Source organism: Streptomyces sp. MRC013, assembly GCF_023614235.1.
GTDB lineage: Bacteria > Actinomycetota > Actinomycetes > Streptomycetales > Streptomycetaceae > Streptomyces.
Genome location: NZ_CP094264.1, coordinates 5,195,227 through 5,221,618, shown reverse-complemented (window position 1 = coordinate 5,221,618; position 26,392 = coordinate 5,195,227). Strand labels below are relative to the sequence as shown.

The 26,392-nt window shown below is 76.5% G+C and carries 17 protein-coding genes and 3 pseudogenes; 7 read left to right on the top strand and 13 right to left on the bottom strand.

Annotated features, from left to right (window positions below; translation table 11 throughout):
* Nucleotides 1-573: 573 nt before the first annotated feature.
* A complete protein-coding gene (locus tag LUW75_RS23740; RefSeq protein ID WP_250337432.1) occupies nucleotides 574-1,116 on the bottom strand; it encodes a class I SAM-dependent DNA methyltransferase in 543 nt (180 codons plus the stop codon).
* A 420-nt stretch (nucleotides 1,117-1,536) separates the two neighbouring features.
* Between LUW75_RS23740 and LUW75_RS23735 the strand changes: the two genes are divergently transcribed.
* From LUW75_RS23735 to LUW75_RS23710, 6 genes are all read left to right on the top strand, one after another.
* Complete coding sequence (locus LUW75_RS23735) at nucleotides 1,537-2,871, top strand: purine-cytosine permease family protein (protein WP_250337431.1); 1,335 nt, start codon at nucleotides 1,537-1,539, stop codon at nucleotides 2,869-2,871.
* Nucleotides 2,868-4,430, top strand: coding sequence for a hydantoinase/oxoprolinase family protein (locus LUW75_RS23730; protein WP_250337430.1), 1,563 nt, complete (start codon nucleotides 2,868-2,870; stop codon nucleotides 4,428-4,430). Before LUW75_RS23735 ends, LUW75_RS23730 begins: the two co-directional genes overlap by 4 nt.
* Nucleotides 4,430-5,524, top strand: a complete 1,095-nt coding sequence (locus tag LUW75_RS23725) for a DUF917 domain-containing protein (RefSeq protein WP_250337429.1) — start codon at nucleotides 4,430-4,432, stop codon at nucleotides 5,522-5,524. The genes LUW75_RS23730 and LUW75_RS23725 overlap by 1 nt, the downstream gene beginning before the upstream one ends.
* An 88-nt stretch (nucleotides 5,525-5,612) precedes the next feature.
* Complete coding sequence (locus LUW75_RS23720; protein ID WP_250337428.1) at nucleotides 5,613-6,014, top strand: OsmC family protein; 402 nt, start codon at nucleotides 5,613-5,615, stop codon at nucleotides 6,012-6,014.
* A 1,283-nt stretch (nucleotides 6,015-7,297) separates the two neighbouring features.
* Entirely contained in the window at nucleotides 7,298-8,425 is a 1,128-nt protein-coding gene (locus LUW75_RS23715; RefSeq protein WP_250337427.1) for a DUF917 domain-containing protein, read from the top strand.
* On the top strand, nucleotides 8,403-9,986 hold the full coding sequence (locus LUW75_RS23710) for a PucR family transcriptional regulator (RefSeq protein ID WP_250337426.1): 1,584 nt from the start codon (nucleotides 8,403-8,405) through the stop codon (nucleotides 9,984-9,986). Before LUW75_RS23715 ends, LUW75_RS23710 begins: the two co-directional genes overlap by 23 nt.
* A gap of 141 nt (nucleotides 9,987-10,127) precedes the next feature.
* Here LUW75_RS23710 and LUW75_RS23705 read toward each other — a convergent pair whose 3' ends face one another.
* The 5 genes and pseudogenes from LUW75_RS23705 to LUW75_RS23680 all read right to left on the bottom strand — a co-directional run bounded on the left by LUW75_RS23705 (nucleotide 10,128) and on the right by LUW75_RS23680 (nucleotide 17,952).
* Entirely contained in the window at nucleotides 10,128-11,309 is a 1,182-nt protein-coding gene (locus LUW75_RS23705) for a spore photoproduct lyase family protein (protein ID WP_250337425.1), read from the bottom strand.
* Nucleotides 11,310-11,601: 292 nt separating this feature from the next.
* Nucleotides 11,602-13,840: pseudogene (locus LUW75_RS25070) on the bottom strand (prolyl oligopeptidase family serine peptidase).
* A complete protein-coding gene (locus LUW75_RS23690) occupies nucleotides 13,813-15,600 on the bottom strand; it encodes an N-acetylglutaminylglutamine amidotransferase (protein WP_250337422.1) in 1,788 nt (595 codons plus the stop codon). Before LUW75_RS23690 ends, LUW75_RS25070 begins: the two are co-directional and overlap by 28 nt.
* 67 nt (nucleotides 15,601-15,667) lie before the next feature.
* Complete coding sequence (locus LUW75_RS23685) at nucleotides 15,668-16,948, bottom strand: carboxylate-amine ligase (protein ID WP_250337421.1); 1,281 nt, start codon at nucleotides 16,946-16,948, stop codon at nucleotides 15,668-15,670.
* A 749-nt stretch (nucleotides 16,949-17,697) separates the two neighbouring features.
* Nucleotides 17,698-17,952, bottom strand: coding sequence for a DUF6332 family protein (locus LUW75_RS23680; RefSeq protein ID WP_250337420.1), 255 nt, complete (start codon nucleotides 17,950-17,952; stop codon nucleotides 17,698-17,700).
* Between the two features lie 286 nt (nucleotides 17,953-18,238).
* On the opposite strand from LUW75_RS23680, the gene LUW75_RS23675 reads away from it, so the two are divergent.
* The gene (locus tag LUW75_RS23675; RefSeq protein WP_250337419.1) at nucleotides 18,239-19,483 is read left to right on the top strand and encodes a glycosyltransferase; all 1,245 of its coding nucleotides are present in this window, start codon (nucleotides 18,239-18,241) and stop codon (nucleotides 19,481-19,483) included.
* 33 nt (nucleotides 19,484-19,516) lie between these two features.
* Here the strand turns inward: LUW75_RS23675 and LUW75_RS23670 are convergent, their stop codons facing one another.
* From LUW75_RS23670 to LUW75_RS24430, 7 genes and pseudogenes are all read right to left on the bottom strand, one after another.
* A complete protein-coding gene (locus LUW75_RS23670; protein ID WP_250337418.1) occupies nucleotides 19,517-19,723 on the bottom strand; it encodes a transcriptional regulator in 207 nt (68 codons plus the stop codon).
* A gap of 15 nt (nucleotides 19,724-19,738) precedes the next feature.
* On the bottom strand, nucleotides 19,739-20,635 hold the full coding sequence (locus tag LUW75_RS23665; RefSeq protein WP_250337417.1) for a DUF5995 family protein: 897 nt from the start codon (nucleotides 20,633-20,635) through the stop codon (nucleotides 19,739-19,741).
* 511 nt (nucleotides 20,636-21,146) lie between these two features.
* Nucleotides 21,147-21,506, bottom strand: a pseudogene (locus tag LUW75_RS25065) (helix-turn-helix domain-containing protein); the annotation flags it as partial.
* A gap of 528 nt (nucleotides 21,507-22,034) precedes the next feature.
* Entirely contained in the window at nucleotides 22,035-23,069 is a 1,035-nt protein-coding gene (gene ppk2 / locus LUW75_RS23655) for a polyphosphate kinase 2 (RefSeq protein WP_250337416.1), read from the bottom strand.
* Between the two features lie 215 nt (nucleotides 23,070-23,284).
* Nucleotides 23,285-23,455, bottom strand: a complete 171-nt coding sequence (locus LUW75_RS23650) for a hypothetical protein (protein WP_250337415.1) — start codon at nucleotides 23,453-23,455, stop codon at nucleotides 23,285-23,287.
* Between the two features lie 537 nt (nucleotides 23,456-23,992).
* Nucleotides 23,993-25,196 (bottom strand): annotated as a pseudogene (locus tag LUW75_RS23645) (FAD-dependent monooxygenase).
* A 300-nt stretch (nucleotides 25,197-25,496) separates the two neighbouring features.
* Nucleotides 25,497-26,174, bottom strand: coding sequence for an acetoacetate decarboxylase family protein (locus tag LUW75_RS24430; RefSeq protein WP_284453864.1), 678 nt, complete (start codon nucleotides 26,172-26,174; stop codon nucleotides 25,497-25,499).
* Between the last annotated feature and the right edge of the window lie 218 nt (nucleotides 26,175-26,392).

Here is a 26,392-nt window from a genome sequence, read left to right as displayed (position 1 = left end):
CCGCGACCGTGCGGCCCCTTCACGGACGAGCGGGCGGTGCCGCGGGCGATGTGGCGCCGGCCCACGCCCAAGCCCTCCTCCGCCTCGCCCGCCACCGCGTCAGCGTCCTCTTCGCCGTGCTCCGCGACGGAACCTTCTGCGAACCGAGAAGCCCTCGCCTCGCTCGACGAAAGACATGGAGGCACCCCTGTGAGGCGCCGCTCCGGACCCCTCCGCCGCGAGCGGCCGCAGGAAGGACTCGCCGGCCCGGACCCCGGCCGCGTCCCAGAGTCCGCCCGGAGCTTCGGCCGCCTCTTCGCGATCCCGCCGACGGCGGTGCCGCGCACAGCCCGTACGCGCTCCCGGGGAAGCGGGACCGGCTACGGGCGGCGGACCCCCGCCGGACCGCCGAGCCCCGGTGAGGTGGGCGCGGGGCCGCCCCGTCCGCCGGGGACACCGCACACCGCCTCACGCGGCCGGCGGCCGCTCCCGGCACCCACCGCACCGGGGACGGGCACCGGGGTACCGGCCGCGCGCTCCTCTACGACGTCCCCGTAGGGGTCGGTCCCGCCGGCGCCGTCACCCCGACCCGGCTCAGGGCCTGCGGTGCACGGAGACGGCGTAGTCCCCGCCCGCGTAGGGGTCGCGGGACCAGGTCGCGTACCTGGCTTCGAGGACGAGGCCCGCCGCACGGCAGTGGTCGTCGTAGTCGGCCAGCGTGTAGGCCCGGTCGAGGGAGAACCCGGCGACGAGGCGCCCGGCCGACCGGACGTGGCGCGCCGCCCCGGCGACCAGGGCCGCTTCCGTTCCCGGCGGGGTGAACAGGGGCACGTTGCCCGCCATCACCACGACGTCGAACGACTCCCCGAGTTCGAGCCCTGCCAGGTCGCGCCGGTGCCAGGGGATCTCCGGCGCCCGGCTCCGGGCCGCGGCGAGCATCGACTCGTCGACGTCCACGCCCACCACCGCGATCCCGTGGCGGGCCAGCTCGATGCCCACCCGCCCGGTGCCGCAGCCGGCGTCGAGAACCCTGGCCGGCGCGAAGGAACGAACCAGCGCGGCCTCACCGTGCATGTCCCCTCCCTCCGCGGCGATACGGTCGATCCGCGCCTGGTACTCCTCGCCGTCCCACGTCATGGGATCACCATGGCACATCCGCGACCGGGGCTCCAGGTGCGGCGTTCCGGTCCTCCGGCGGGTCCGCGAAGACGACCGCCCCGGGTCTTCCCGGGTGCCGTGGAGGCCGAGGGCCTCGCGTCCGGGCGGCGGGCGCCGCGTTCCGGCCGCGCGGGCGGCGGCGGTTCGGGCCCGGTCCGCGCGGTCGGCCAGGGCGGAAGGCGTGTACCGGCGCCCCGCGTCCGGGGCCGTGGTGTCCGGATCCCGGTGCACGGAACACGCTGTCCGGTTTGCGATGTGCAGGGTGCACTGCGATGCCAGGATTGCTGTGCTTCATGCCAGTTATGCGCAACCGGAAGGGGCCCTACTGTCCAGACGGTTCGTTCATGAGGCGAGGAAGCCAGGGGCGGGATGAAAAGACAAGCCATCACACAAAATTCCTTGGGAAATGACGATTTTTCGCTGGAGCGGGTGCCGGACGAGCACCGGTACTCGTGGTTCAGCGTCGCCACCCAGCGGTTCGGCCAGCTGTCGTCGTTCAGCCAGTTCCTCCTGGGAGCCACGCTGGGCTTCGGGATGACGTTCTGGGACGCGGTCCTGGCGATCACGCTGGGTGCGGTCGTCCTGGAGTTCGCCACCATCCTGGTGGGCGTCGCCGGGTGCCGGGAGGGGCTGTCCACCTCCGTCCTGGCGCGCTGGACCGGGTTCGGCCGCGGCGGGTCGGCGCTGGTGGGCCTGTTGATCGCGGTGAGCCTGATGGGCTGGTTCGGTGTGCAGAACGCCGTCTTCGCCCAGGGCCTGCACCGGTTGGTCGGCGTCCTGCCGGAGTGGGCGTGGGCCCTGGTGGGCGGCCTGGGGGTCAGCGCGCTGGTGGTGTGGGGCATCCGCTTCATGGCCTGGGCGGCCTATGCGACGGTGCCGGCGTTCATGCTGCTGGTGACCTGGTCGATCGTGTCGGAGCTGTCCCGGCACGACATGGGGGCCCTGCTGGACTCCCCGCCGGCCGGCCCCCCGCTGTCGCTGGCGGCCGGCACCACGATCGTGGCGGGCGGCTTCATCGTCGGCGCGGTGATGACCCCGGACATGACCCGGTACAACCGCACCTCCGCCGACGTCGTCAAGCAGACCCTCCTGGGCGTGACGCTGGGCGAGTACGTGATCGCCCTGTCGGGCGTGCTGCTGGCGCACGCGGCCCGCAGCTCCGACGTGGCGGCCGCGGTGGCCTCCTCCTCCGGTCTCGTGGGGACCGCGGTGCTCGTCGCGGCGATCCTGAAGGTGAACGACTGGAACCTGTACTCGTCCTCGCTGGGCGTGGTGAACAGCGCCGACGCGATCCTCGGCCGGAAGGTCCCCCGCGCGGCGGCCACGCTGGCCGTCGGGGCGTGCGGGTCGGTCCTGTCCGCCGTCGGGATCCTCGACCACTTCGTGGAGTTCCTGACGATCCTGGGCGTGGCCACTCCCCCGATCGCGGGGATCATGATCGCCGAGTACTTCGTGGTGAAGACCTGGCGGGCCGACCTGGAGCGGACCCGTGCCGTCGGCCGGATCCCGGCCGCGGCGCCGGAGTGGGTCCCCGCGGCGCTGGTGTGCTGGGCGGCCGGCGGCCTCGTCGGCTACCACGTGGCCTGGGGGGTCCCCGCGGTCAACTCCATCGGCGTCGCCTTCCTGTTGTACACGGCGTTCGGGAAAGCCGGTCTGGTACGGGGGCCGAAGGACGTGCCGGCACCCGCGGCCCGCCCGGTCCAGCCGACCTTCCACGAAGGGAACCAGTCATGACGGTGCGAATCGGAATCGACGTGGGCGGCACCAACACCGATGCGGTGCTGATGGACGGTGACCGGGTCGTGGCGGCGGTCAAGAGCCCCACCACGGACGACGTCACCGCCGGCATCGTGACCGCCCTCAAGCAGCTCGAGTACCAGTCGCCGATCACCCTGGACAAAGCCCGCGCGGTGATGATCGGCACCACGCAGTTCACCAACGCGATCGTGGAGGCCCGCGGGCTGGCGCCGACCGGCTGCGTGCGGCTCGGCCTGCCGGCGACCGCGGCCGTGCCGCCGATGGCCGACTGGCCGCCGCGGCTGACGCGTGCCCTGGGCGTCCACCACCACCTGTGCCACGGCGGCTACGAGTTCGACGGCCGCCCCATCTCCCCGCTCGACCCGGACGAGATCAAGCGGGCCGCGGACGAGATGGTCGGCGCCGGCGTCCGGGCGGTCGCGGTGACCGGCGTGTTCTCCCCGGTCAACCGGGACATGGAGGAGCAGGTCGCGGACCTGCTGAGTGCCCGCGCCCCGGACCTGCGCATCACCCTCAGCCACGAGCTCGGGCGCATCGGGCTCGTCGAGCGGGAGAACGCGGCCCTCGTCAACGCGTCCCTGGGGGAGCTGGCGGACCTCGTCTGCGACGCCTTCCAGCTGGCGCTGCGTCAGGCCGGCATCACCGCGCCGGTGTACCTCTCGCAGAACGACGGCACCCTGATGGACGTCGAGTTCGTCCGGCGCTACCCCGTGGCGACCTTCGCCTCCGGTCCCACCAACTCCATGCGGGGCGCGGCGATGCTGTCGGGTCTGTCGGACTGCGCCGTCGTCGACATCGGCGGCACGACGAGCGATGTCGGAATGATCGTCAACGGCTTCCCCCGGCCGGCCGGGACGGAGGTCCACATCGGCGGGGTGCGCACCAACTTCCGCATGCCCGACGTGGTCGCCGCCGGGATCGGCGGCGGCAGCCTGGTACGGACCGTCGACGACGCCGTACAGGTCGGGCCCGACAGCGTCGGGCACCGGCTGACGGAGCGGAGCATGGTCTTCGGAGGGGACACGCTGACCGCCTCCGACATCGCCGCGGCCGCCGGGCTCGTCGACTTCGGCGACCGGGACGCGGTCGCGGGGCTGGACCGGGGCCTGGTGCGCCGGGCGGTGGCGCACATCGCGGGCGAGGTGGCCGCGCTGGTGGACCGGATGCGCACCTCCTCCGCCCCCGTCCCGGTGGTGCTGGTGGGCGGGGGCAGCGCCATCGTGGGCGACGGGCTGCCCGGTTTCGAGACCGTCCGGCCCGAGCACTACGCCGTCGCCAACGCCATCGGCGCGGCCATCGCCCAGGTGGGCGGCGAGGTCGACCGGGTGGAGGTCCTGCAGGGCCGCTCCCGAGAGGAGGTCCTGCAGCAGGCCAGGGAGGAGGCCGCCGACAAGGCGGTGGCCGCCGGTGCCCGCGCGGACACCGTCCGCGTGGTGGAGGTCGAGGAGTACCCGATGGCGTACCTGCCCGGCAACGCCGTGCGGATCAAGGTCAAGGCGGTCGGCGACCTGCTGCTGCCCGGGGAGGGAGCGTGATGCGGTACATCACCGCGAAGCATCTGGACGACCTGGCGCGCGGCGCGGCCGTGCTGGGCACCGGCGGGGGCGGCGACCCCTACATCGGCAAGCTGATCGCGGCCGAGGCCATCCGCGCCCACGGGCCGGTGCGCGTGGTCGCCGTCGAGGACGTGGAGCCCTCCGCCGTCGTCCTGCCGGTCGCCGTGATCGGCGCGCCGACCGTGCTGCTGGAGAAGACCCCCTCCGGTGCGGAGGCCGAGCAGGTGCTCGGCGCGCTCCAGGAGGTCCTGGGCAGCCCGGCGCAGTACGTGGCGTGCCTGGAGGCAGGGGGCGTGAACTCCATGATCCCCCTGGCCGTCGCCGCCCGCACCGGTCTGCCGCTGATCGACGCCGACGGCATGGGGCGGGCCTTCCCCGAGATCCAGATGGTCCTCACCACCCTGGCCGGCGTGGCCGCCACCCCGATGGCGCTCGCCGACGCCCACGGCAACGCCTCGGTGCTGCGCACCGTGGACAACCGGTGGGCCGAACGCCTGGCCAGGGCCACCACGGTGGAGATGGGCGGAGCGGCCTTCATGGCCCTGTACCCGATGCGCGGGGAGCAGGCCGCCGCCTCCCTCGTCCCGGCCACGCTCAGCTGGGCGCTGGAGCTGGGGCGGGCCATCCGGGACGCCCGGGCCGCGCACCGCGACCCGGCACGGGCGGCCGCGGCCGTCCTGCGGGGGCACGTGCTGTTCACCGGCAAGGTGGCGGACGTCGCCCGGCGCACCGAGGGCGGCTTCGTCCGCGGTGAGGCCCGCCTGCAGGGGCTGGGGGCGGACACCGACCACCACATGGTGCTGCGGTTCCAGAACGAGCACCTGATCGCCCTGCGCGACGGGGTTCCCGTGGCCACCGTGCCGGACCTGATCTGCGTCCTGGACGCGGAGACCGGCGCCCCGGTGACGACCGAGTCCATGCGCTACGGGGCCCGCGTCAGCGTCATCGGCGCCCCCTGCGACCCGCGGTGGCGCACCCCGCAGGGCCTTGAGCTCACCGGTCCCCGCTACTTCGGCTACGACCTGGACTACACGCCCGTCGAAGAGCTCGCCCCGGTGCCGAGCCCCGTCTGACCGATCCGGGCGGCGCACCGCCGCCGGGCCGCCGGGCGGCGCGCCGCCCGGCGGCGGTGGACCCACGAAACAGAAAGCAGGCAACACCATGGACTACACCGTCACCGTCCGGCACAGCGGGACGATGGACCTGACCGCGAGCAACGGCCGGAGCGAGGTCGACCTCGCCTGGGGCCCCGAGCCCGGCCGGTGGATGGCGACCGAGCTGTTCCTCGCCGGCGTCGGCGCGTGCATGCTCGCCACCATGGCCGACTACGCCCGGTCCAACGGCCTCTCCGTCGAGGGGGCGTCGGTCAGGGTGGGGGCGGACAGCGCGGTCAGGCCGGTCCGCATGAGCACCATCCACGTCACGTACACCCTGCCCGCCTCGCTGAGCGAAGAGCAGGTCCGGACCCTCGTCCGGGCGGGCAACCGGTGCAAGGTCCACAACACCGTGGAGAACCACCCGGAGTTCCGGGTCAGCGCCACCTCCTCGGCCGTGACGGCGTGAACGGGGCCGCGCCCGCCGCCGGCACCCGGGCGCGGCGGGTGCGGCCGCGGGGGCCCGCCGGACGGGCGGCCCCGTAGCCGGAGCCGTCTGAGGCCCCGGCACCCCTCGACACCGTCCGCCGGCGCACGTCCCGTCAGGCGCGGGGCCGCCCGGCCCGCCGGCGGCGGGAGCGCGCACAGGTCCCGCGGCGCGGCCGTCGCCCTCCCGCGGCGGCCGCGCCGCCCCGCCCGGCCCTCCACCGGGCCCTTCCGCACGCCCCGGTCCGCCCAGGAGCCGCACGCCGGGCGGGCACCGGGGCCGGGGGCGCGAGGCGACGCGGTCCGCGCCCCCGAGCGGCGGCCGCGCCCGTCCGCGTCGGCAGCGGTGCCCGGCGGCCGCTTCACGCCGTCGGCCGTCGCGCCGAGGCCCCGGCGGGCCGCCCTGAGGAACGGCCTCCTCCCGCGTCAGAACCAGAAGACAATCGCACGCATGAGCGTGCGTTAGCTCCTTCAGGCGAAAGTGAACCGTTCCGGGTGTGGACGACCCGTGGAGACCGCGAGTCTTCTGTCGGTTTCGTGGAGGCAGGGAGGGGCTGACGGTGGTCTTGGATCCACATCGCCGACTGGAGCCGGGGCGGTCCCGTCCGCTCCGCGGACCCGGCGCGATGGGCCTCCGGAAGATCGCGAAGAGGCCCGTACCGGGCCGCCGGACCGTCGGCACGGGCGCGGGCACGGGCGCGGGCGCGGGGGAGCCGGCCGCGCCGTCCGCCGCGGCGCCCCCGCCCACCCCCTGCCCGCCGGACGATGCCTTCCCCCGGTCGTGCGGACGAGCGCCCCGCACCCCGCCTGGGCGCCGCCGCGGCGGACGGACCGCCACCCGGCCCACGGCCCCCGGGGGGCGGGCGGTCGCGCACCGGGCCGTACGCCCTCACCCGGTCCTCCCCCCGCTGCGGTACCGCCCGACGGTCTTCGACGCGGATCGCCGCCCGGCACCCGCCCGCGAGGCGCCCGCCCCCGGCCGGTAGCCGGGCCGGGACATCCCCCACGCCACGCCGCACCCCGCCGTCCCCGACGCGGGCGGCGCGCCGCCGCCGGCCGGGGGCCTGCGGCGGGGAGGCTCCGCCTCCGTGCCCCGGCCGCCCGCCACACCCCTGCGAGGTCGTCCCGATCGACAGCGACGGCCACCGGCTCGAGAACCGTTCCCAGACCGCCGACCGGCGCACCGCGCGGCCGGGACGGCGGTGCGGACGGCCTTGTCCCCACAGGCGCGGCCCGGACGGGTGCGCAAACGACAGGAAGTAGACCATGACGGACACCCTCACCCGTCCCCCCGCACCCCGGCGGCACGGGCACCTGCGCCACGTCACCCCGGACGACGTCGGGGACCTGGCCGCCGGGGCCGCCCTCCTGGGCTCCGGCGGCGGCGGGGACACCCACACCGCGACCCTCCTGGCCCGCCACCAACTCGCCGAGTACGGGCCCGTGCCCCTGGTCCGGCTGCCGGACCTCGACCCCGACGCCCCGGTCGCCTGCGTGGGCGCCGTCGGCTCCACCACCGCGCTGGCCGAGAGGCCTCCCGGCGGAACGGAGTTCACCGCCGTCGTCGACACCCTCAACGACAGGCTGGGCACGCCCCTGGCCGCGCTCCAGCCCCTGGAGATCGGCGGTGTCAACGCCCTGTTCGCCCTCGCGGCCGCCGCCCGCACCGGCCTCCCGCTCATCGACGCCGACGCCATGGGGCGCGCCTTCCCACGCCTGGACCAGACCACCCTCTCCGCCGCCGGGCACCCGGCCTCGCCCACCGCGCTCGCCGACGCCCGCGGTACGACCCTGACCGTCGACGTCCCGGACAACGGCACCCTGGAGGTCCTGGTCCGCGAGGCCCTGCCCGCTCTCGGCGGCTGGTGCGCCATCGCCACCCACCCCGCCGCCGCCCGCACCTACCGGGGCGCCGTGGTCGACCACTCCGTCACCCGGGCCCTCGCCCTCGGCGCCGCCTACCTGCACGCCGCCGACGCCCCGCCCGCCACCCGCGCCGCCTTCGTCGCCCGCTGGCAGGGGACCCCCCTGCGCAGCGGCACCGTGTGCGAAGTGCGCCGCCGCGAGACGCGTACCGGCGCCCACACCACCATCACCGTCCAGGACCGGGCCGACCCCGCCCGGACCCTGCGCCTGGAAGCCGGCGACGAGTACGTCCTGGTCCTCGACGACGGGGTGCCCCTGGCCGTCACACCGGAGGTGATCTGCGTACTCGACCCCCTCACCTGGAGGCTCGTCCCTCCCGACGCCGTCACCGGGCACCAGCGCGTCGCCCTGTTCACGCTGCCCGCGGCCCCCGCCTGGCGCTCCCCGTCCTCCTCCCTCGTCGGCCTCGCCTCCTACGGCCTCCGCGACCTGCCCCAGGACATCCATGCCCCGCACCACGGTCCGTGACCTGATCGCCTCCCAGCCGCCCCGCCACCTCCTCCCGGTCGCCGGGCACGCCGGCCTCGACAACACCGTCAGCGACGTGGAGGCAGCGGACATCGCCGGCACCTCCCCCGTCCCCGGCCGCGTCTCCTGCGCCGACCTCTCCCCCGTCCGCGGCCTCAGCGCCTCCCACCTGGTCGACATCGCCCTGCACCGCCACCACGTCGCCGGCGCGGCCGCCCTGGTGCTCTGCGGGCTGCCCGAGGGGAGCCTCAGCCGGGCCCCCCGGCGGCTGGCCGACCGCATGCGCCTGCCCCTCCTCCTCGCCCCCCACCACTCCAGCGCGCAGACGGCCGCCGCCCTCCTCCTGTGGACCCGGGGCCCCGACGTCCAGCGCGCCCACCAGCTAACCGGCATCGCGCGCGCCCTGCGCGCCCAGACCTCCCTGGAGGGCATCACCCGCACCCTCGCCCGCCACCTGCACGCCGCCGTCGCCGCCCTGTCCCCCGACGGAGCCACCATCGCCGGGGACCGGCTCGGCATCGACCTCCTGCCGCACCTGCGGGTCCCCGCCCCCCTCACCGGCACCGCCGAGGGCCACGCCTTCGCCGCGCACCCCCTGCGCTCGGAGAACGGGACCCCCGGTACATGGCTGGCCGCGCACAGCGCCCACGGCGGCCCCCAGTGGGGGGAGCGCGCCCTCGCCGCCCTCGGCCTGGCCGAGGCGTACGCCACCGCCTCGCTGGCCGTCTCCCTCATGCGCGCCGAACGCGACGCCCGGTTCCGCACCACCCTCCTGGAGGAGATCCTCTCCCACGCGGACGACCTCCCGGCCGGTACGGCGGCCGCCGCGGGACGCATCGGCTGGCGCCTCGCCGGCTGGCACACCGCCGTCCACCTCCTGCGGCTCCACCGCCACGCGCCGCCCCCCGCCGCCGGCGACCTCACCGACGCCCTCGCCGGCGCCGGCCTCGCCCTCGGCCCGCCTGCCGAACGCTCCGACGGCTGGGCCGGGTGGATCACCTCCGACCGCCCCCCGGCCGGTCAGGACGGCCCCGCCCTCGTGGCCCGGGTCGCCGAAGCCCTGCGCGTCTACCACGCCCGCGCCGGCGCCACCCCGCTCGTCGCCGGCATCGGACGCCCCTCCCCGGGGCCCGCGGGGCTGGCCACCAGCCTCGCGGAGGCCCGCCACGCCGCACTCGCCACCGCCCTCGCCGACGTCCCCGGCGGGGTCCAGCACGTCGACCGCCTCGGCGTCACCCAGGTCCTCATGGCCTCCTACACCTCACCGACCATGCGCGAGACCGCCGCCGGTCTCCTCACGCCCCTCCTGGAAGACCCCGCAGGCCCCGAGCTCCTGCGCACCCTGGAGGCGTACTTCGACTGCGGCTGCTCCGCCGCGGACACCGCACGCCGCCTCGGCCTCCACCGCAACACCGTCGCCCAGCGGCTGTCCCGCGCCTGCACCGTCCTCGGCGTCGGCCTCCACACGGCCGACGAGCGGCTCGCCCTACAGCTCGCCTGCCGCGCCCACCGGCTGGGCACCGGCCCCCGGCCGGCCCCCGCGCCCTCATCCGGATCCTGACCCGTGCCCGCGGCGCGGACCGGCGGGGGCGCGGGCCCACGCCCTCCCGTTCGGCGGAGCCGCCCCTCCCCGGTGCGGGCGGATCCGGGTCGGGGCACCGCCGCGCCGCCCACCGGCCCCTCGTCGGCGGGCGGCGCCGGGTCAGAAGGCGTAGCGGACACGCAGCCAGGGGGCCTCGGCCGCGATCAGCCCGCGGAGGGTCTCGATCGACGCGGCCTTCACGTCGTTGCGGTAGCGGACGTTGCGGTCGCCGTTCTGGGAGAGCTTGGCCTGCTGGATCCCGGGGCGCCACAGCACGTCCTCGGCGCGCGGGTGCCAGCCGAGGTTCACCTCGTGGAGGCGCTCGTTGTGGGTGAGGGTGATGACCTCGGCCCGCGCCTGCTCCTTCACGCGGCTCGGCAGCACGTCGTCCAGCTGCCGGAGCAGCTCGGACCAGGAGCGCTCCCAGCCGGGGCGGACGACCACGGGCGACAGGTTGAAGTGGACCTCGTACCCGGCGTCCAGGAAGTCCGCGGCCGCGGCGACGCGCCGCTCGACCGGGCTGGTGCGGATGTCGAGCGTCCTGGAGTCGGCGGCCGGCATCAGCGAGAACCTGATGCGCGTCCGGCCGCGCGGGTCGAGTTCCAGCAGGTCCGGGTTGACGAACTTGGTCGCGAAGGACGCCTTGGCCGTGGGCCAGTCCCGGAAGGCGCGGATCAGGTCTGCGGTGTTGTCGCAGATCAGGTCGTCCACCGAGCAGTCGCCGTTCTCCCCGATGTCGTAGACCCAGGCGTGCGGGTCGCACTGGTTGGGGGCGGGCTTCGCGCCCTGCGCGGCGACGTGGCGGGCGAGGTGCCGGACGACCTGCTCGACGTTGGTGAAGACGGTGATCGGGTTGGCGTACCCCTTGCGGCGCGGCACGTAGCAGTAGGCGCAGGCCATCGCGCACCCGTTGCTGAGGCCCGGGGCGATCCAGTCCGCGGACCTGCCGTTCGGGCGCGTCGTCAGGGAGGAGCGCTCGCCGAGCACGAGGGTGCGGCTCTTGATCCGGACCCACCTCTCGGCGTTGCCCTCGTCGCCGTGGAGTCCGGGGATGCGCCAGTGCGAGGCCGTCTCCACCACCCGGGCCCCGGGGAAGCGCGCGATGATCTGCCGGCCGCGCGGGGAGGCGGCCGCGGCGGGCTCCGCGTGGATCTCGTGCACGTCCAGCAGCCTGCGGGCCTCCGGCGAGTCCCGGAAGGCGCGGGTCCGCGCCGGGCCGCCGCCGGCCCGCACGAGATCGTCCACGGGGAACAGCCCCTCCTGGGCGCCGTCCGCGCCGGTGGACGGGTGCTGGGTGACCATGCCGGGGGCTCCGATGCCGAACGGGGACGTACAGGGGGGGCGCGCCCGCGGGGGGCGGACCGCTCGCGCCGAGGGGGACGGTCCGCCCTCCACTGTACGAAACGGGACACGCCGCCGTACGGGCCGCGGTACCCCGCCCGCCCCGGCCCGCGGCGGACGGGGCGGGGCGGAACGCGGGGACGCGCCGGGCGGCCGGAGGCCGGGTGCGGCACCGAAGAGCGGGCGCGGTGCGGCGGGGCGGGAGGCCGGGGAAGGGCGCGCCGGGAGGCGGGCGGGGCGGCGCGCCCGCCGGTCAGTCCTCGCCGTGGCCGAGGGGCGCCGGGCCGCCGCCCCCGCCGGCGAGGTGGCGCTCCAGCCAGTCGGCCGCGGTACGGCGGAAGAGGCGCCGGTTGTCGGCCCGCTGGAACTCGTGGCCCTCGTCGCGCAGGGTCAGCATCTCGGCGGGGACGCCCCGCTCCCGTGCCGCCCGCACGAACTGCTCCGACTCGCCGGGCGGCACGTTCGTGTCGTGCTCGCCGTGGACCGCCAGGACCGGCACGCGCAGGGCGTCCACCCGGTGCAGGGGCGACAACGACCGCAGCAGGTCGCGGTCGCGTTCGGGGTGGCCGTACTTGTGCGCCGCCGACTCGGCGATCCAGGGTTCCGTACCGGCGAAGAACGTCCGGAAGTCCGACATGCCGCACACGGCCACGCCGGTGCGAAACAGCTCCGGGTGCCACACCAGGCAGGCCATGACGAGGTAGCCGCCGTACGAGCGGCCCATCACCGCCAGCCGCGACGGGTCGGCGGGCCCCGCGAGCACGGCGTGCGCGGCGCAGTCGGCGACGTCCTCGATCGCGGCGAACCGGCCCGTGCCGAGGTCGGCGTCGACGAAGGACCGCCCGTGGCCCGACGAGCCGCGCACGTCCGGCGCGAAGACGTCGAGCCCGCGGCCCAGCAGCTCGTGGTAGAGCGGGTCGAGCACGGGCCGCTCCTGCTCCTCGGGCCCGCCGTGCAGGTGGATGACGCAGGGCGCGGGCCGGCTGGGGGCCCGGCCCGGCGCACGGTAGTACCAGCCGCTCAGCGGCGTCCCGTCACGCGCGGTGAACCGGTGCCGGACCGGCCGGGTGGGGCGGCGTCCGGGTGGCACCGCGTCCTCGTCACGGGAGGACCACGGTGTCATGAGCGGGGCGCCGGCCTCCGGCAACCACCAGATCCCGGGGCGCCGCCGGGAGCCGCTCAGGGCGATGGCCGCGCCGCCCGCACCGGCGGGCGCGATCCGGGTGACGACCTCGTGGGGCAGCGGCACCCCCCCGGCCCGCCGCCACCGCGGGCGCCGCGGCGGGCCCGGCCGCGGTGTCCGGGAGGGTCCGGAACTCCAGCTCGCTCATCCCGCCGTCGTTCCACGCCAGGAAGGCGCCCCGGCCCTCGTGGGCCACGGCGAGGAGCTCCAGGCCCGCCCCGTCGCGCTCGGCGGCCGCCGAAAGGCCCGTGATGCTCCCGTCAGGGGCCAGGTCCGCCCCCAGCAGGGCCGCGAACTCCCGCCCGGCGTCGCTGCGCAGCCAGAGCCGGCGCGCGTCCGGGGAGAAGGCGCCGACCCACGGATCGCCGTCGGCGACCGGTACGGCGGCCGCCGCCTCCAGGTCCGCCAGGCGCACCACGACGGCCTCCCGCCGGTTGCGGGGCCCTCGCCGCAGCACTGCCAGCCGGCCGTCGCGGCTCACGTCGCAGACGCGGAGCGTGGCGGCCGTCTGCTCGACGGCGACCAGCACGGGCGCCGCCACCCCGTCGGGATCGATGAGGTACGCCGCGAGTCCGTTGCCCGCCCGCACCGTGGGCGCGCCGGGGAGCGGCGGGCGGTGCGCCGCGGGCGGGGCGCCCGGGAGCCGCGCGCCGAAGGCGGCGGCCCCCAGGGCGCGGACGGCGGGGTCCACGTCGCCCCGGTGCGCGCCGCCCAGCAGGACGGCGTGGCCGTCGCGCTCGCTCCAGCCGGCCGGCGGCGCCACGGCGTGCGGCTCGCCCTCCCCGGCCGGTTCCCCGGCCGGCGCCGCGGTGACGGGCGCCGGACCGGTTCCGGCCGGGGAGGCGACGGTGACCGCGACGGCGGACCCGTCGTGGAGCCAGCACCCGAGGTAGGCGGAGGTACCGGGCTCCGCGCCCGCCAGGACGCGGCGTCCGGTGCCGTCGGGGCGCACGCACAGCACGCGCGAGTGCTCCCCGCCGCCCGGCCGGGTGGTGTAGGCGATCCACCGGCCGTCCGGGGACCACGACACCTCCGAGACGGGATCGGGGCCCGCGTCGAGGAGGTGCGCCTCCCCGCCGTCCACCGGGCCCGTCCACAGCTGCGGCACGCCGCCGCGGTCGCAGACGAACGCGATCCGCGCCCCGTAGGGGTCGGCCGACGGGTACCAGCAGCCGTGGGCGGTGAGCCGGACGGGCTCGTCGCGGGCGCCCTCGGCCGGCGCCAGGGGAACGGCCGAGGGCGCCGCGACCGGCGCCTCCCGGCCGTCCTCGCGGGGACCCGTCAGCTGATGCCGTGCTTCTGCAGCCATAGCTCCAGCAACGCTACCTGCCACAGACCGTTCGCCCCTCGCCTCGTACGGTGCTCGTCGGGTGCCGCGAGGAGCTCCGCCACGTACTCCTCCCGGAAGATGCCGCGGGCCCTGGCCTCGGGTGCGTTCAGCGCGTCGCGCACCCGGTCGAGCACCGGGCCCGCCATGTGCTTGATCGCGGGTACGGGGAAGTACCCCTTGGGCCGGTCCACCACCTCGGCGGGCAGCAGCTTGCGTCCGGCCTCCTTGAGCACGCCCTTGCCGTCGTGGGCGAGCTTCAGCTCGGGCGGGCAGGCCGCCGCCAGCTCGACCAGCTCGTGGTCGAGGAACGGCACCCGGGCCTCCAGGCCCCAGTCCATGGTCATGTTGTCGACGCGCTTGACGGGGTCGTCGACGAGCATGACGTGGGTGTCCAGCCGCAGGGCCGCGTCGAGGGCGGTCTCCGCCCCGGGACGGGCCATGTGCTCGTCCACGAACCGCCGCGACACGTCCTCGCCGGGCAGCAGGTGGGGCTGGACGATGCGGCCGAGGTCGGCGTGCGTGCGGTCGAAGTAGGCCTCCGCGTACGCCTCCGCCGCCCTCTCCCGCTCGGGCACGGCGAGGCGCGGGTACCAGTGGTAGCCGGCGAAGACCTCGTCCGCGCCCTGGCCGCTCTGCACCACCTTGACGTGCTCGGCGACCTGCCGCGACAGCAGGTGGAAGGCGATCACGTCATGGCTGACCATGGGTTCGGCCATCGCCGCGACGGCCGCGTCCAGCGCGCCCGACACCTCGGTGGACGGCACCATCAGCTCGTGGTGGTCGGTGCCGAACTGCTCGGCCATCAACCGGGAGTAGCGGAACTCGTCGCCCTCCTCGCCGCCGGCCGACTCGAAGCCGACGCTGAACGTCGCGAGGTCGCGCTGCCCCTCTTCGGCGAGGAGCGCCACCACCAGGCTGGAGTCCAGGCCGCCGGAGAGCAGCACGCCCACGGGGACGTCGGCGACCATGCGGCGCCGCACGGCGACGCGCAGCGCCTCCAGCACCGCGTCGCGCCACTCGTCGGCGCTCATCCCCTCGTGCTCCGGGCGGCGGGTGTACGACGGCTCCCAGTAGCGGTGGTCGCGGTGGGTGCCGTCCGGCTCGACCACGCGGACCGTGGCCGGGGGCAGCTTGGTCACGCCGGTGAGGATCGTGCGGGGCGCCGCGACGGTCGCGTGCCACGTCAGGTACTGGTGGAGGGCGACCGGGTCGATCGAGGTGTCCACCCCGCCGGCGGCCAGGAGGGCGGGCAGGGAGGAGGCGAACCGGAGCCGCCCGGGGGCGGCCGCCAGGTACAGGGGCTTGATCCCGAGCCGGTCGCGGCCGAGGACGAGCCGCCCCGTGCGGTGGTCGAGGAGCGCGAACGCGAACATCCCGTAGAACCGGTCGACGCACTCGGTGCCCCACTGGAGGTACGCCTTGATCAGCACCTCCGTGTCCGACGTGGACACGAAGCGGTGACCCAGGCGTCGCAGCTCCCGCCGCAGTTCCTGGTAGTTGTACAGGCAGCCGTTGAAGACACCGGTCACCAGGCCGTCGGGGCCGTCGGTCATGGGCTGGGCGCCGCGGTCGGACAGGTCGATGATCTTCAGCCGTCGGTGCCCGAGGGCGACGGGGCCCCGGGTCCACAGGCCCTCGCCGTCGGGGCCGCGGGGCGCCAGCCGGTCGTTCATGCGCCGTACCGCGTCCAGGTCCGGCCGTCCGCCGTCGAACCGTATCTCGCCGCTCAGGCCGCACATCGCGTCTCACCTCCCGCGCGGAGCGCCTCGTCCTCCTCGCCGCCGCGCGGCCGCGGGGCCCGGGCGTTCATGCGGCAGGCGAGTGTGGTGTCGCCGCACATGGGGTTCCTCCTTCGGTGTGTGTCCCGCACCGGACCGTCCGGACGGGTACGCGAGGGCGCCGTGCGCCCGGCCGCGGGTCAGCCCCCGATGGGCTCCACGGACCCGCGGCGCAGCCCGGCCGGGGGCCCCTGACGACCGTCTGGGCGAGATCGGCCCGGCCGCCCGGCCCGCGCGTCAGGGCGATCAGCTCGTCGACGCAGGCCAGCAGGTCCTCGCCGGCGGCGGTGCGGCGCAGCCGGTACGCGGCGCTGCCGTCGGCGATGGCCTTCTCGGTCAGCTCCCGCACGGTCGCCCAGTCGCCGCACTCCTCCAGCTCCGGGCGCAGCCGCGTCAGCATGGTCCGCACGACGCGGGCCGCGGGGGCCGGGCGGCGGGACACCGGGTCGACCAGGTCGCCCTCCAGGCCCGAGCGCGCCGCCCGCCAGGTGGCCGCGCGCAGCCACTCGTGCCGGCCGTCGCACTGCGGGGCCCCGCCGGCGGCGACGCGTGCGGTCGCCCGCATCACCAGCGCCCGGAAGATCGCCGCGATCAGGACGACCGTCTCGGCGCTCGGGGAGGAGTCGCAGACGCGCAGCTCCAGCGTGGGCTGGTGGTCGGAGGGGCGGAGATCGTAGTAGATCATCCCCGGGTCGGTGACCACGCCGGACGCGATCAGCTCGCTGACGGCGGTGTCGTACCCGGCGGCGTCGGGGAAGCACCCGGCGGGGCCGGCGGTGGGCCAGCGCTGCCACAGCATGGTGCGCCAGCTCGCGTAGCCGGTGTCCGCGCCCGCCCAGAAGGGCGAGCTGGCGGAGAGCGCCAGCAGCACCGGCACCCAGGGCGAGATCGTGCACATCGCCCGGACCGCGGTGTCGCGGTCGGGGACGTCGACGTGCACGTGGGTGCCGCAGATCAGCTGCTCGTCGGCGATGCGGCGGTACTCCGACACCATGTGCCGGTAGCGGCGGTCCGGCGTCACGCGGTCCGCCCCGCTGTCCGCGAGCGGTACGGTGCCCGCCGCCACCACCGCCAGGCCGTGGCCCGCGGCGCTGCCGCCGAGTCGTGCCCTCGACTGGATCAGATCGGCCCACAGGGCGTCCAGCGTGGTGTGGACGTCGCTGTTCGACTCGACGATCGACTGGAGGAGCTCCGTGGTGAAGCGCCCCTTCGGCAGGCCCTGGAGCACGTCTCCGGCCCGCGGGACCAGCTTCCCGGTCTCCACCTCGAGGACATGGAACTCCTCTTCCACTCCGACAGCCAGTGTCACCGTCACTCCTCAGGCCAGTGCGCGGCTCGACCGCGCTCGCACTGTCCGACTGCCCTGAAGATCGGACGACACGCCTGTGGCATACCATTTCACCTGCTGGAATACCTATTCCACGCAGTGGCGTGTACGTCCCCGGCGGGATCCCGGCCCTCAGGGGATCCATCGCCGCCCTCGCCGAGCACGCCCCGGCCCGCGCCCACCCCTCGACCGCTGCCGGGGCGAGGGGGTGAGCCGCCTCATCCCGTACGGAGCCCCGACCGGCTGCGACCGCGTGGCCGGGGTACGGGAGAACGGCGACCCGTGGCGTTCGGGCAAGGCCCGCCGCTCCGCCGGAGACATCCGGCTTCCGGCCGCACCCAACGGCACACCGCCGCGGGTCTCCGGCGTCGAGCCCGGCGCCGCCCCGACACCGCCGTCGCCCGCCTCCACGGCCCGCCCGCCCTGTGCAAAGCCGCGGCCGACGGCCCGCCTGCCCTGGCCGGCAAGGGCCGCATCGGTGCCGGGACCGGCATCCACGTCCCCGTCCGCCGTCCGGAGGGCCGGTCCGGGCGGGGCCCGCGCACGGACACACGAGCCGTCGACGGCTCGGTCGGAGGCATCCGCGCCCTCGGCGAACGCGCCGCCGCCGAACCCAGGCAGCGCCGGCGCACCCTGCAGCAGGTCACCATCAGCCCCAGCCGGACGGGCGGCATCGCCCGCGCCGCCCCCGTCCTCGACGGAATCTGGAAACGATCACCGCTGAGAGAACGTCAGCGGCCCGTTCGGCGCTGCTCGTCGAACCGGAGCAGCACCCGTACCGGACGCCGCGCTCCGGCCACAGCACCGAGCAGTGCGCCCCCCGGCGACACGCCCTTCCCCGCCGGACCGGACAGGCCAAGGGCCAGGACGAGGGTCCGGGCCACGGCAGGGACCACCCCAGCCGGCACGGCGGCGGTCACCAGCGCAAAAACGATCTCCACCGTCATCGCGTCCTCCTCCCACCGCGACTCATGTCCCGTGTCCATGCTGTGCGTCTCCCCTCGCGGTCGGGTCACCGCGCCGCGTCCGGGCGGGTACGGGAGGGACCGCTCGCCGCCGGATCCGGGGCGGGGGAACCGGGGGCCGCTCCCCGCGGTGCCGGGGGCGCGGCTCCGGCGCCGCGGGGCTGCGGGCGCGGGGCCGCGGTACCGGGCCGGGAGCGGGGGGCCGGGCCCGTGGGGTCGGGGGCCCGGGGCCGGAGGGCGGCGCGGGACCCGGCCGGGTGGGGCGGGTCCCCTGTCCCGCCGTCGCACGGGGCGGCAGACTGACGGGATGCGGGTGGTGATGATGACGGCGGGGTCGCGGGGCGACGTGGCCCCCTACACGGGTCTGGGTGCCGGTCTCGTACGGGCCGGGCACGAGGTGACGCTCGCCGCCCACGGGGTGTTCGAGCCGCTGATGGCCGGTTCGGGGGTGCGGTTCCACGCGCTGCCGGTCGATCCCCGGGCCGAGCTGCACTCCGCGCGCGGCCGGAAGCTGCACGACAGCAGGACCGGGGCCGGCAAGCTGGTGCGGCTGGCGTCCCTGGCCCGGGCGGCGGCCGACGACATGACGGCGTCCCTGGTGGAGGCCGCCCGGCAGGCCGACGTCCTGCTGGTCGGCGGCGCGCTGGGGCCGCTCGGGTACGCCATCGCCGAGGGCCTGTCGCTGCCCGGCCTGGGCCTGCACCTCCAGCCGCAGCACCCGACGCGGGAGTTCCCGGCGCCGGTCCTCGGGGTGCGGCCGATGGGCCCGGTGGGCAACCGGCTCAGCGGACTGGCCGTCACCGCCGCCGTCGGCCGGGTGGCCGCAGGGCCCGTACGGACCCTGCGGCGGCGGTACGGGCTCCGGGCGACCGGCCCCTTCGCGGCCCATCGGGCACGGGAGCGCCGGCTGTGGCCGGTGCTGCACGGGTTCAGCGGACTGGTGGTGCCGCGCCCGCGGGACTGGCGTCCCGGACTGGACGTGGCCGGCTACTGGTGGCCGCACGAGACCGGGCGGGGGCTCCCCGGCGAGTTGGAGGCGTTCCTCGCCGCCGGGCCCGCCCCGGTGTTCGTCGGGCTGGGCAGCGCCACCGTGCCGGACCCCGGGCGGGTCAGCCGGCAGACCGTGGCGGCCCTGCGCGCGGCGGGACTGCGCGGGGTCGTCCAGCGGGGCTGGGCGGGCCTGGCCGTCGAAGGCGACGACGTGATCGCCGTCGGCGAAGTGCCGCACTCCCTGCTCTTCCCCCGCATGGCCGCCGTCGTCCACCACGCGGGGGCGGGCACCACCGCGGCCGCCCTGCGGGCGGGGGTGCCCAGCGTGCCGGTGCCCGTGCAGTTCGACGCGGCCTTCTGGGCGTCCCGGCTCGTCGCGCTCGGCGCCGCGCCCGAGGCCGTCCCCCTGCGCCGCCTCACCGCCGGCGCCCTGGCCCGCGCCCTGCGCCGGGCGACGGCCGACCGCTCCCACGGCGTCCGCGCCCGGGCGCTGGCCACCCGCCTGGCCGAGGAGGACGGCATCGCGCCCGTCCTCGCGGCCCTCGACCGGCTGGCGCGCTGAACGCGGCGGGCGCCCCGGCCGCGAGGACGCCGTTCAGGCGCTGAACGCCGCCGGGCCGCCCTGCTCCCGGTCGTCCGCGCAGGCCGCCGCCGGCTCGTCCCGGGAGACGCCGGGCGCGGCCGCGGGGAAGAACGCCGGAGCCGGCGCCCGTCCGGTCCCGATCTCGCGCAGCGTCTCCGCCGAGACCTCCGCCGCCGCGACGTCCGCCCTGCTGCGCCCGCCGCGCGCCGAACCGCTCACCGCGCCGGCCGGTTCCTACCGCCCGGCCGCTCCGGACGCCGACGGCAGGCCGTCCCGGGTGCCGCGGCTGCGGCAGTACGTGTCGCGGACCGCCCGGTAGCCCGGTACGCGGACGGTCCCGAGCAGCCCCGCCCACCGTCCGGCGTTCGTCTCGATCCTCCGTGCGACGCGGTCGCGGGCCCGCTGGTCCGGGGCGCCGGCGAGCTGCCGGGCGTGCTCCCACGCCTGCTCGCGCCACGAGCGGAGGAGCTCGCCGGCGGTGCGGCCCGCGAGGGGGTTGCGGCGGTCGTCCGCCAGGGCGACGAGCGGATCGTAGTGGCGGGCGACGTCCTGGACGGCGGGCCCGTGGGCGCGGTCGAGGACCGCCTGGAAACGGTCGTAGTCGGGCTTGCGGGAGCCGCCGTCGGGCCGGGTGAGCCCCAGCGCGGCGATCACGTGGGGGAGGTCCCGCTGGATGTGGGCGTTCGCGCCGAGGAGCACGTCCTGGCCCGCGTTGACGTCGGACCTGCGTGCCGCGTCGAACGCGGCCCGCCACGCCTCCGGCACGGGGCGGCCCGCCCGATCGGCCTCGTAGGCGTCGAAGTACAGGCTCAGGAAACCGGTGTTGAGGTCACCCGCGAGCCAGGACGGCTCCTCGAAGCCCCCGCTGCCGGCGACCGCCGCCTCCAGCGACTCCTGGAGCCGGACGTAGATCGCCGGGAAGGGCGCGCGGTGGTCGCAGCGCAACTCGTCGCGGACGGCCTCCAGGGCGCGGCGCGCCTCCCGTACGCATTCGGGAGCCGGCCCCCGGCAGGCCGGGGGCCGGCTCCCGGCGGCCGGTGCGGAGGCGGCGGCCATGCCGCCCGGCAGGGTGAGGGCCGCCGCCGTCACGGCGGCGGTCAGGGCGCGGACTCCGCGCGGCCAGCGGGCCATGGGCCGTCTCCTCGTCTCCCCGGTGGTCCCGCTGCTGAACGAGGCGGGACGAAGGGCGGTTACGGGCACCGGCGCCTTCCGCGCGCAGGCGGTCGAGGGCCTTCCGCGGTTCCTCGCGTTCGGCGTTCCCGCCGGACTTCCCGGCGGCGAGGGCCCGGACGCCCCCTGCTCCGGTGGGAGCGTGGATCCGCCGGTCCAGCACCTGCCCTTCGGTGGATGCGCGCGGGTATCCCACGAGGCCGCCGGTCCGTACGGCCAGAGCAGGTGGGAGAAGGCCGGCGGTGCCGTCGTCCCGAGGTGGCTGCATCCGCCGGATCGCACGGGAAAGAGTGCCCCTCAAGCTCTTGAGCCCACCGACTCCCCGACACCGTTTTATGGGCGCGATCCGGTTTGTGGGCGCGATCCGGTGCCGATCCGGCTCCGCGCCCCCGCTTACCGGTCCTGCGCATCGATCGGCCGATCGATGAACGACGCCGACGGGCCCCGCCTCGTAGGCGCCGGTCACCAGCTGCGCGCGGTCCCGCGCACGCAGCTTGCCCAGCAGCCGGCCGACGCGGGCCTTGACGGCGCCGTTGCCGGGGTGGAGGTACTCGGAGATGCCGGCATGGGAAAGGCCACGCGCCGCGAGCACAAGGACCTCACGCTCGCGCTCCGTGAGCTGCCCGCGGACCTGCGCCCGGGTGGTGCTCGATCGCCCGGCCGGTCCACCCGTGCGCGTCCGTCTCGGCTCCAGGCGCCCGTCCCCGCCGGGCGACGGGCCCCACCGCCCCGCCCGACGGCCCGGACCGGCCCCGGGGAGACCGGCCGTACCGCGTGCAGGGCTTGAGCGGCGCGGCCAGCGCGGTCCCGTCGCGCCGCGTTCGCCGGACACGGGCCCGTGCCCGTCCCCCGGCAGCGTCCGGTGTTCAGCCGGCTCACCCGGGTCCGGCGAGGGACGGCCCACGATCGTCGATCGCCCCCGCGAGGCTTCGCCCACCACAGCCGTTCGCCCCCGCGTCCGCCCACACGGGTGGCTTCCCCGCAGGGCCGCCGCCGTTTGCGGCCGGTGACGGCCTTCCCATCGGCGCCCCCGGCTCCGCTGGAGCGGAACGTGACTTCCGGGGCGTTCCCCCGGATGTTCGGCCGGGGCGGCCGGCGGCTCGATCGAGCCCGGCCCGAGGGGGTCGACCTCGGCCGGGAGGCAGGGCCCGTCCCTCCGGGCTCCTGCCGGGGAAGGGGCCGGGCGGGCCCTGCGGACCAGGCGTCACCGGCCGGCCGGGAACCGTCGTCCGCCTCCGCTCTGCGGACCGGCGCCCGGGTGACCGGCCACCAGACGACGTGGTGTCCGGCTCGGAACCGGCACGGCCGCCCGGCCTGTGGGCGTCGGAGCGTCACCGGCGGTCCGCCGGTCGGGGCGGCGTCAGCGGCCGGGGGATCCCTCCTTGGGCCGGTCCGCGTCCCCGGGGTCCCCCTCCGGTCCTTCCGCCGGGTCCTCCGGGTGGACGCCGGGGCGGCCGGCGGGGTGGGCGAGCGGCGTCGGGGAGAGGGCCGCGCTCTCCTCCCCCGCCTCCAGCAGGGTGTCCGCGGCGCCCACGATCAACGGATCCGGTTCGCCGATGACCTGCTCGTCCTTGCGGTCGTAGTCGAAGCGCCACAGCAGACTGCGCATCGCCTCCAGGCGGCCGCGCCGCTTGTCGTTGCTCTTGACGACCGTCCAGGGGGCGTAGGGCGTGTCGGTGGCGCGGAACATCTCGACCTTGGCGGTGGTGTAGTCGTCCCACCGGTCCAGCGACTCGAGGTCGACGGGCGAGAGCTTCCACTGCCGCACCGGGTCCACCTGCCGGATCGCGAACCGCGTCCGCTGCTCGGCCCGGGAGACGGAGAACCAGAACTTCACGAGGAGGACGCCGTCCTCGACGAGCATCCGCTCGAAGAGCGGGCACTGCCTCAGGAAGAGCCCGTACTGCTCATCGGTGCAGAAGCCCATGACGCGCTCGACGCCGGCCCGGTTGTACCAGGACCGGTCGAAGAAGACGATCTCACCGGCCGACGGGAGGTGCGCCACGTACCGCTGGAAGTACCACTGGGTGGCCTCCTTCTCGGTGGGCTTGTCCAGGGCGACCACGCGGGCGCCCCGGGGGTTGAGCCGCTCGGTGAACCGCTGGATGGTCCCGCCCTTGCCGGCCGCGTCGCGCCCTTCGCAGAGGACCACGAGGCGCTGGCCGGTGTCCTTCACCCACCGCTGGAGCTTCAGCATCTCGATCTGCAGCACGCGCTTGCGCCGCTCGTAGTCGCCGCGCCGGATCTTCGCCGCGTACGGGTAGTTCTCCCGCCAGGTCTCGATGGCCGCGCCGGACCCGTCCAGCAGCACGGGCTGCTCGGGCCTGCTGCTGTCGACGGTCAGCCCGTCGAGCAGTTCCCTGGACCGCTCCCGGCCCTCCTCGCTGTCGTCCACGCTTTCCGCCTTCCCCGGATCGCGGTCTTCTCCCCCGGCAGGGCGTGCCGATGTGCGAAATCGGGGGGTCGGGTGGTGCCGGCGCTCCGCGCAGGTCCCGCTCCGGTCGCCCTGCCCGGGGCGCGGAGCGGGCGTGTGGCGCCCCTGCGGCGCGAGGGGTCTCCTCCGGGTCGCGTGTGCCGCGGTGCCACGCCCGTACGGCGGTGGCACCGCGGCTAGTGGGCCGGCTGGGGGTGGTAGTGGTGACCACCGACCTGGGGCTGCGGGCTCAGGGCGATCAGCCGCCCGAGGTCCCGCTGTATGCGTTCGGCCTCACCGCGCACCGCCTGGGGGACGTCGCCTCTCTCCTCGACGAGCCGGCTGTAGATCGGGGTCTCCTGGAACACAGGCTGACTCTGCTTTCTGTAGGGCTTCTCCTGTCGCCGCGGACGGGGCCCGCCCACGGCGTGTCTCACGGCAGCTTAGAGGGAAGCCGTGACAGCGGGTCACGGAACGAGAGGTAATGCACACCGGCCGGTGCCCGGCGCCCCGTACGAACCGGACCGGGACCGCCCGGACCGGACGGGCGGGAGGGCGGTATTCGGCCACCATATGACCGGGATCCTCCGCATGGGCGCTGCCGTGCGGCCCGGTGGGGGCGCTTCCGGGGCCGTGACGGGGGCGGCCGGGGGCGTGACGGAGAGTATCGGACATGCTACGCCCACGCGGTCAGGGCGGTGCCTCAGCGGCCGGGAAGGGAGCCGGCCGTGCGGGGCGGCGGTCGGCCCCCGCCGCTCACGCCGCCGGTCGCGGGTCCCCTTCCCCGCACGGGGCGCCCCGGCCGCCGGGACCGGCGCGGTGCGCTCCCCGGTGGTTCCCTGCCGGAGCGGCGGCCCTCCGCCGGACCCGGACCGGCCGGAGCGGCGGCCGGTCCGGGTCGGCGCCTAACGGGAGCGGACCGACTCCAGGCCGCGGGCGATCCTGGGGCCCAGTCGGCGCTTGAGCCCGCGCAGCGGCCCCAGCCGGTGGGCCGTCCGGTCGATCCGGTAGTACAGCCGCGGCGGTACGTGCGGCAGGAGGGGGAGTGCCGCTGGCCGAGGAGGGCGAACATCTCGCGCGGCTCCAGGCGGGCGTACCGGGGCAGGTTCTCGTACCAGCGCGCGCTGTAGCGGGCCGCGCTCTGCAGGGGCAGCAGGGCGGTGGTGCGCTCGCGTTCGTAGCGGGTGAGCGCGTGGCGCAGGGTGGGGGCTGCGCGCAGCGCGTCGGCGAGCGCCATGGCGTCCTCGAGGGCGAGGGTGGTGCCGGCGCCGACGGAGTAGTGGGTGGTGTGGGCGGCGTCGCCGACGAGGACCAGGTTGCCGCGGAACCACGTGCGGTTGGTCAGGGTGCGGAACGACAGCCACGGGGCGCGGCCGTCGCCCCGCGGCCGGCCGGTGAGCCGGTGGCCGGCCAGGGGCTTCGCGAAGAGGTCCTCCAGGGCGCCCAGGCACTCGGGGTGGTCCATCCGGTCGAGGCCCAGGGCCCGCCAGGTGTCGGGCGAGCACTCGACGACGCAGGTGCCGCGGTCCCGGGCGTAGGGGTAGGCGTAGCACCAGATCCAGCCGTGGGGGGTCTCGGTGAAGGCGAAGGTGAAGGTCGCGAAGGCCCGGGTCGTACCGAGCCACAGGTACTTGTTGCGGCCGGTCGCGGCGCGGGTGCCGAAGTGGTCGGCGTGGCGGTCGCGCAGGGCGCTGTGGACGCCGTCGCCGGCGACGACCAGGTCCGCGCCGGGCAATTCGTCGGCGGCGCCGACCTCGTGGCCGAAACGGAGGCGCACGCCCAGTTCCGCGGCCCGGCGGGCGAGGACGTCGAGCAGGCGGTGGCGGCCGATGCCGAAGCCGTCATCGCCGGGGCGGGTCGTCGTCGTCCCGCGGATGTGGGCGGTGCCGCCGCTCCAGCCGACCGAGTTCCCGCCCACGGCCTGCGCGGACGGGGGTCGTAGGCGTAGAGCCTCTCCAGCAGGCCGCCCCAGTACGTGACGCCCCAGCCGTACGTGGAACCGGCCGGGTCACGCTCGCAGACGGTGACGTCGTGGCCCGGGTCCTGCCGCTTGAGCAGGATGGACAGGTAGAGCCCGGCGGGCCCGCCGCCGACGCAGACGACCTTCACGTGGGTACTCCCCTGCCTTCGCGGCACATGCGTTCTGCGGCGAAAAGTAACATTCACCCCCTTTGGGAGGTGAGGGGACACGACGGTCCGGCGCCATGCCGACCGGGCGGGGTGCGGGTGCCGGGAGCCCTGGGCGCGGCGGCGGCCGGGCGGCACGGCGGCCCTCCGCGCGGGCGCGCCGGGCACCGGGTCCCGGGGCCCGCGGGCGGCCCCGGCGAAGGCGGCCGGCACCCGTCGGGGCCGCCCGCGGGCCCCGCAGCCGGTGGAGGGGTCGGCGCGCGTCGGCCGGGCGCGGGCGCGTCACCCGGTGCGCACGCTCCGGGCCGGGGCGACGGTGAAGTCGAAGTCCCGCAGCGAGCACGCGGCCAGGGGGCGCAGGCCCGCCAGGTAGCCGAGCGGGGCGCCCGGGGCGGTGTGCAGGCGGGTGCGGGTGACCCAGGGCGTCCCGGTCAGGCGGAGCGGCACCTCGCAGGGCTCCCCCCGGCCGTCCGGGGCGGGCTGGAACAGACGGGCCCGCAGCGTGAGTCCGGCGGGGAGGCGCAGGAGCGGGCGGTGCACCGCGCTCACCGGCGGGGCCGGCCGGGAGCGCGGCGGGGACACGTCCGCGCGCATCGCGGTGCCCAGCAGCCCCGGGGCCTGCCGGGTGAAGGCGAACACCGCCGGGTCCTTGGGGATGCCCCACAGGACCCTGCCGCCCACCAGGGACCGGGGGTCGTCCACCCACGCCTCCACCGCGCAGGCGCCGGGGGACCCGCCGCACCGTACGGCCAGGGCGACCAGCAACTCGCGGTAGGCCAGCGTGCCGCCCGGCCGGTAGTCGACCCAGAACGTCACCACCGCGCGCCACCGTCCGAACCGCAGCGCGTCCACCCCGGCCGGCAGGGGCCAGTGCGGGAGGCGGCGTCCGGGCACCCGCCACAGGGCGGCGTGCAGGGTTCCGTGCAGGCGCCAGGGAGGGGGCGGGTGGCTCTCCGTCATGCGGTGCGCCTTCCCGCCCGCGCACGGGCCCACCCCTTCTCCCTTCCGCTCCCCCTCCTTCCAGGGAGGGGATTCCGCCGGGGAGGCGCGCAAGGGGAGGGCGCCGGAACCGGCGGGCGGTTCCGGGAGGGGGGCGGGGCGGATCCCGCGCCGCGGGATCGCGATGGAGGACGTCCGCGGCGCACCGGACCCACCGGGCCGGCGGCCGGTCTTCGCCG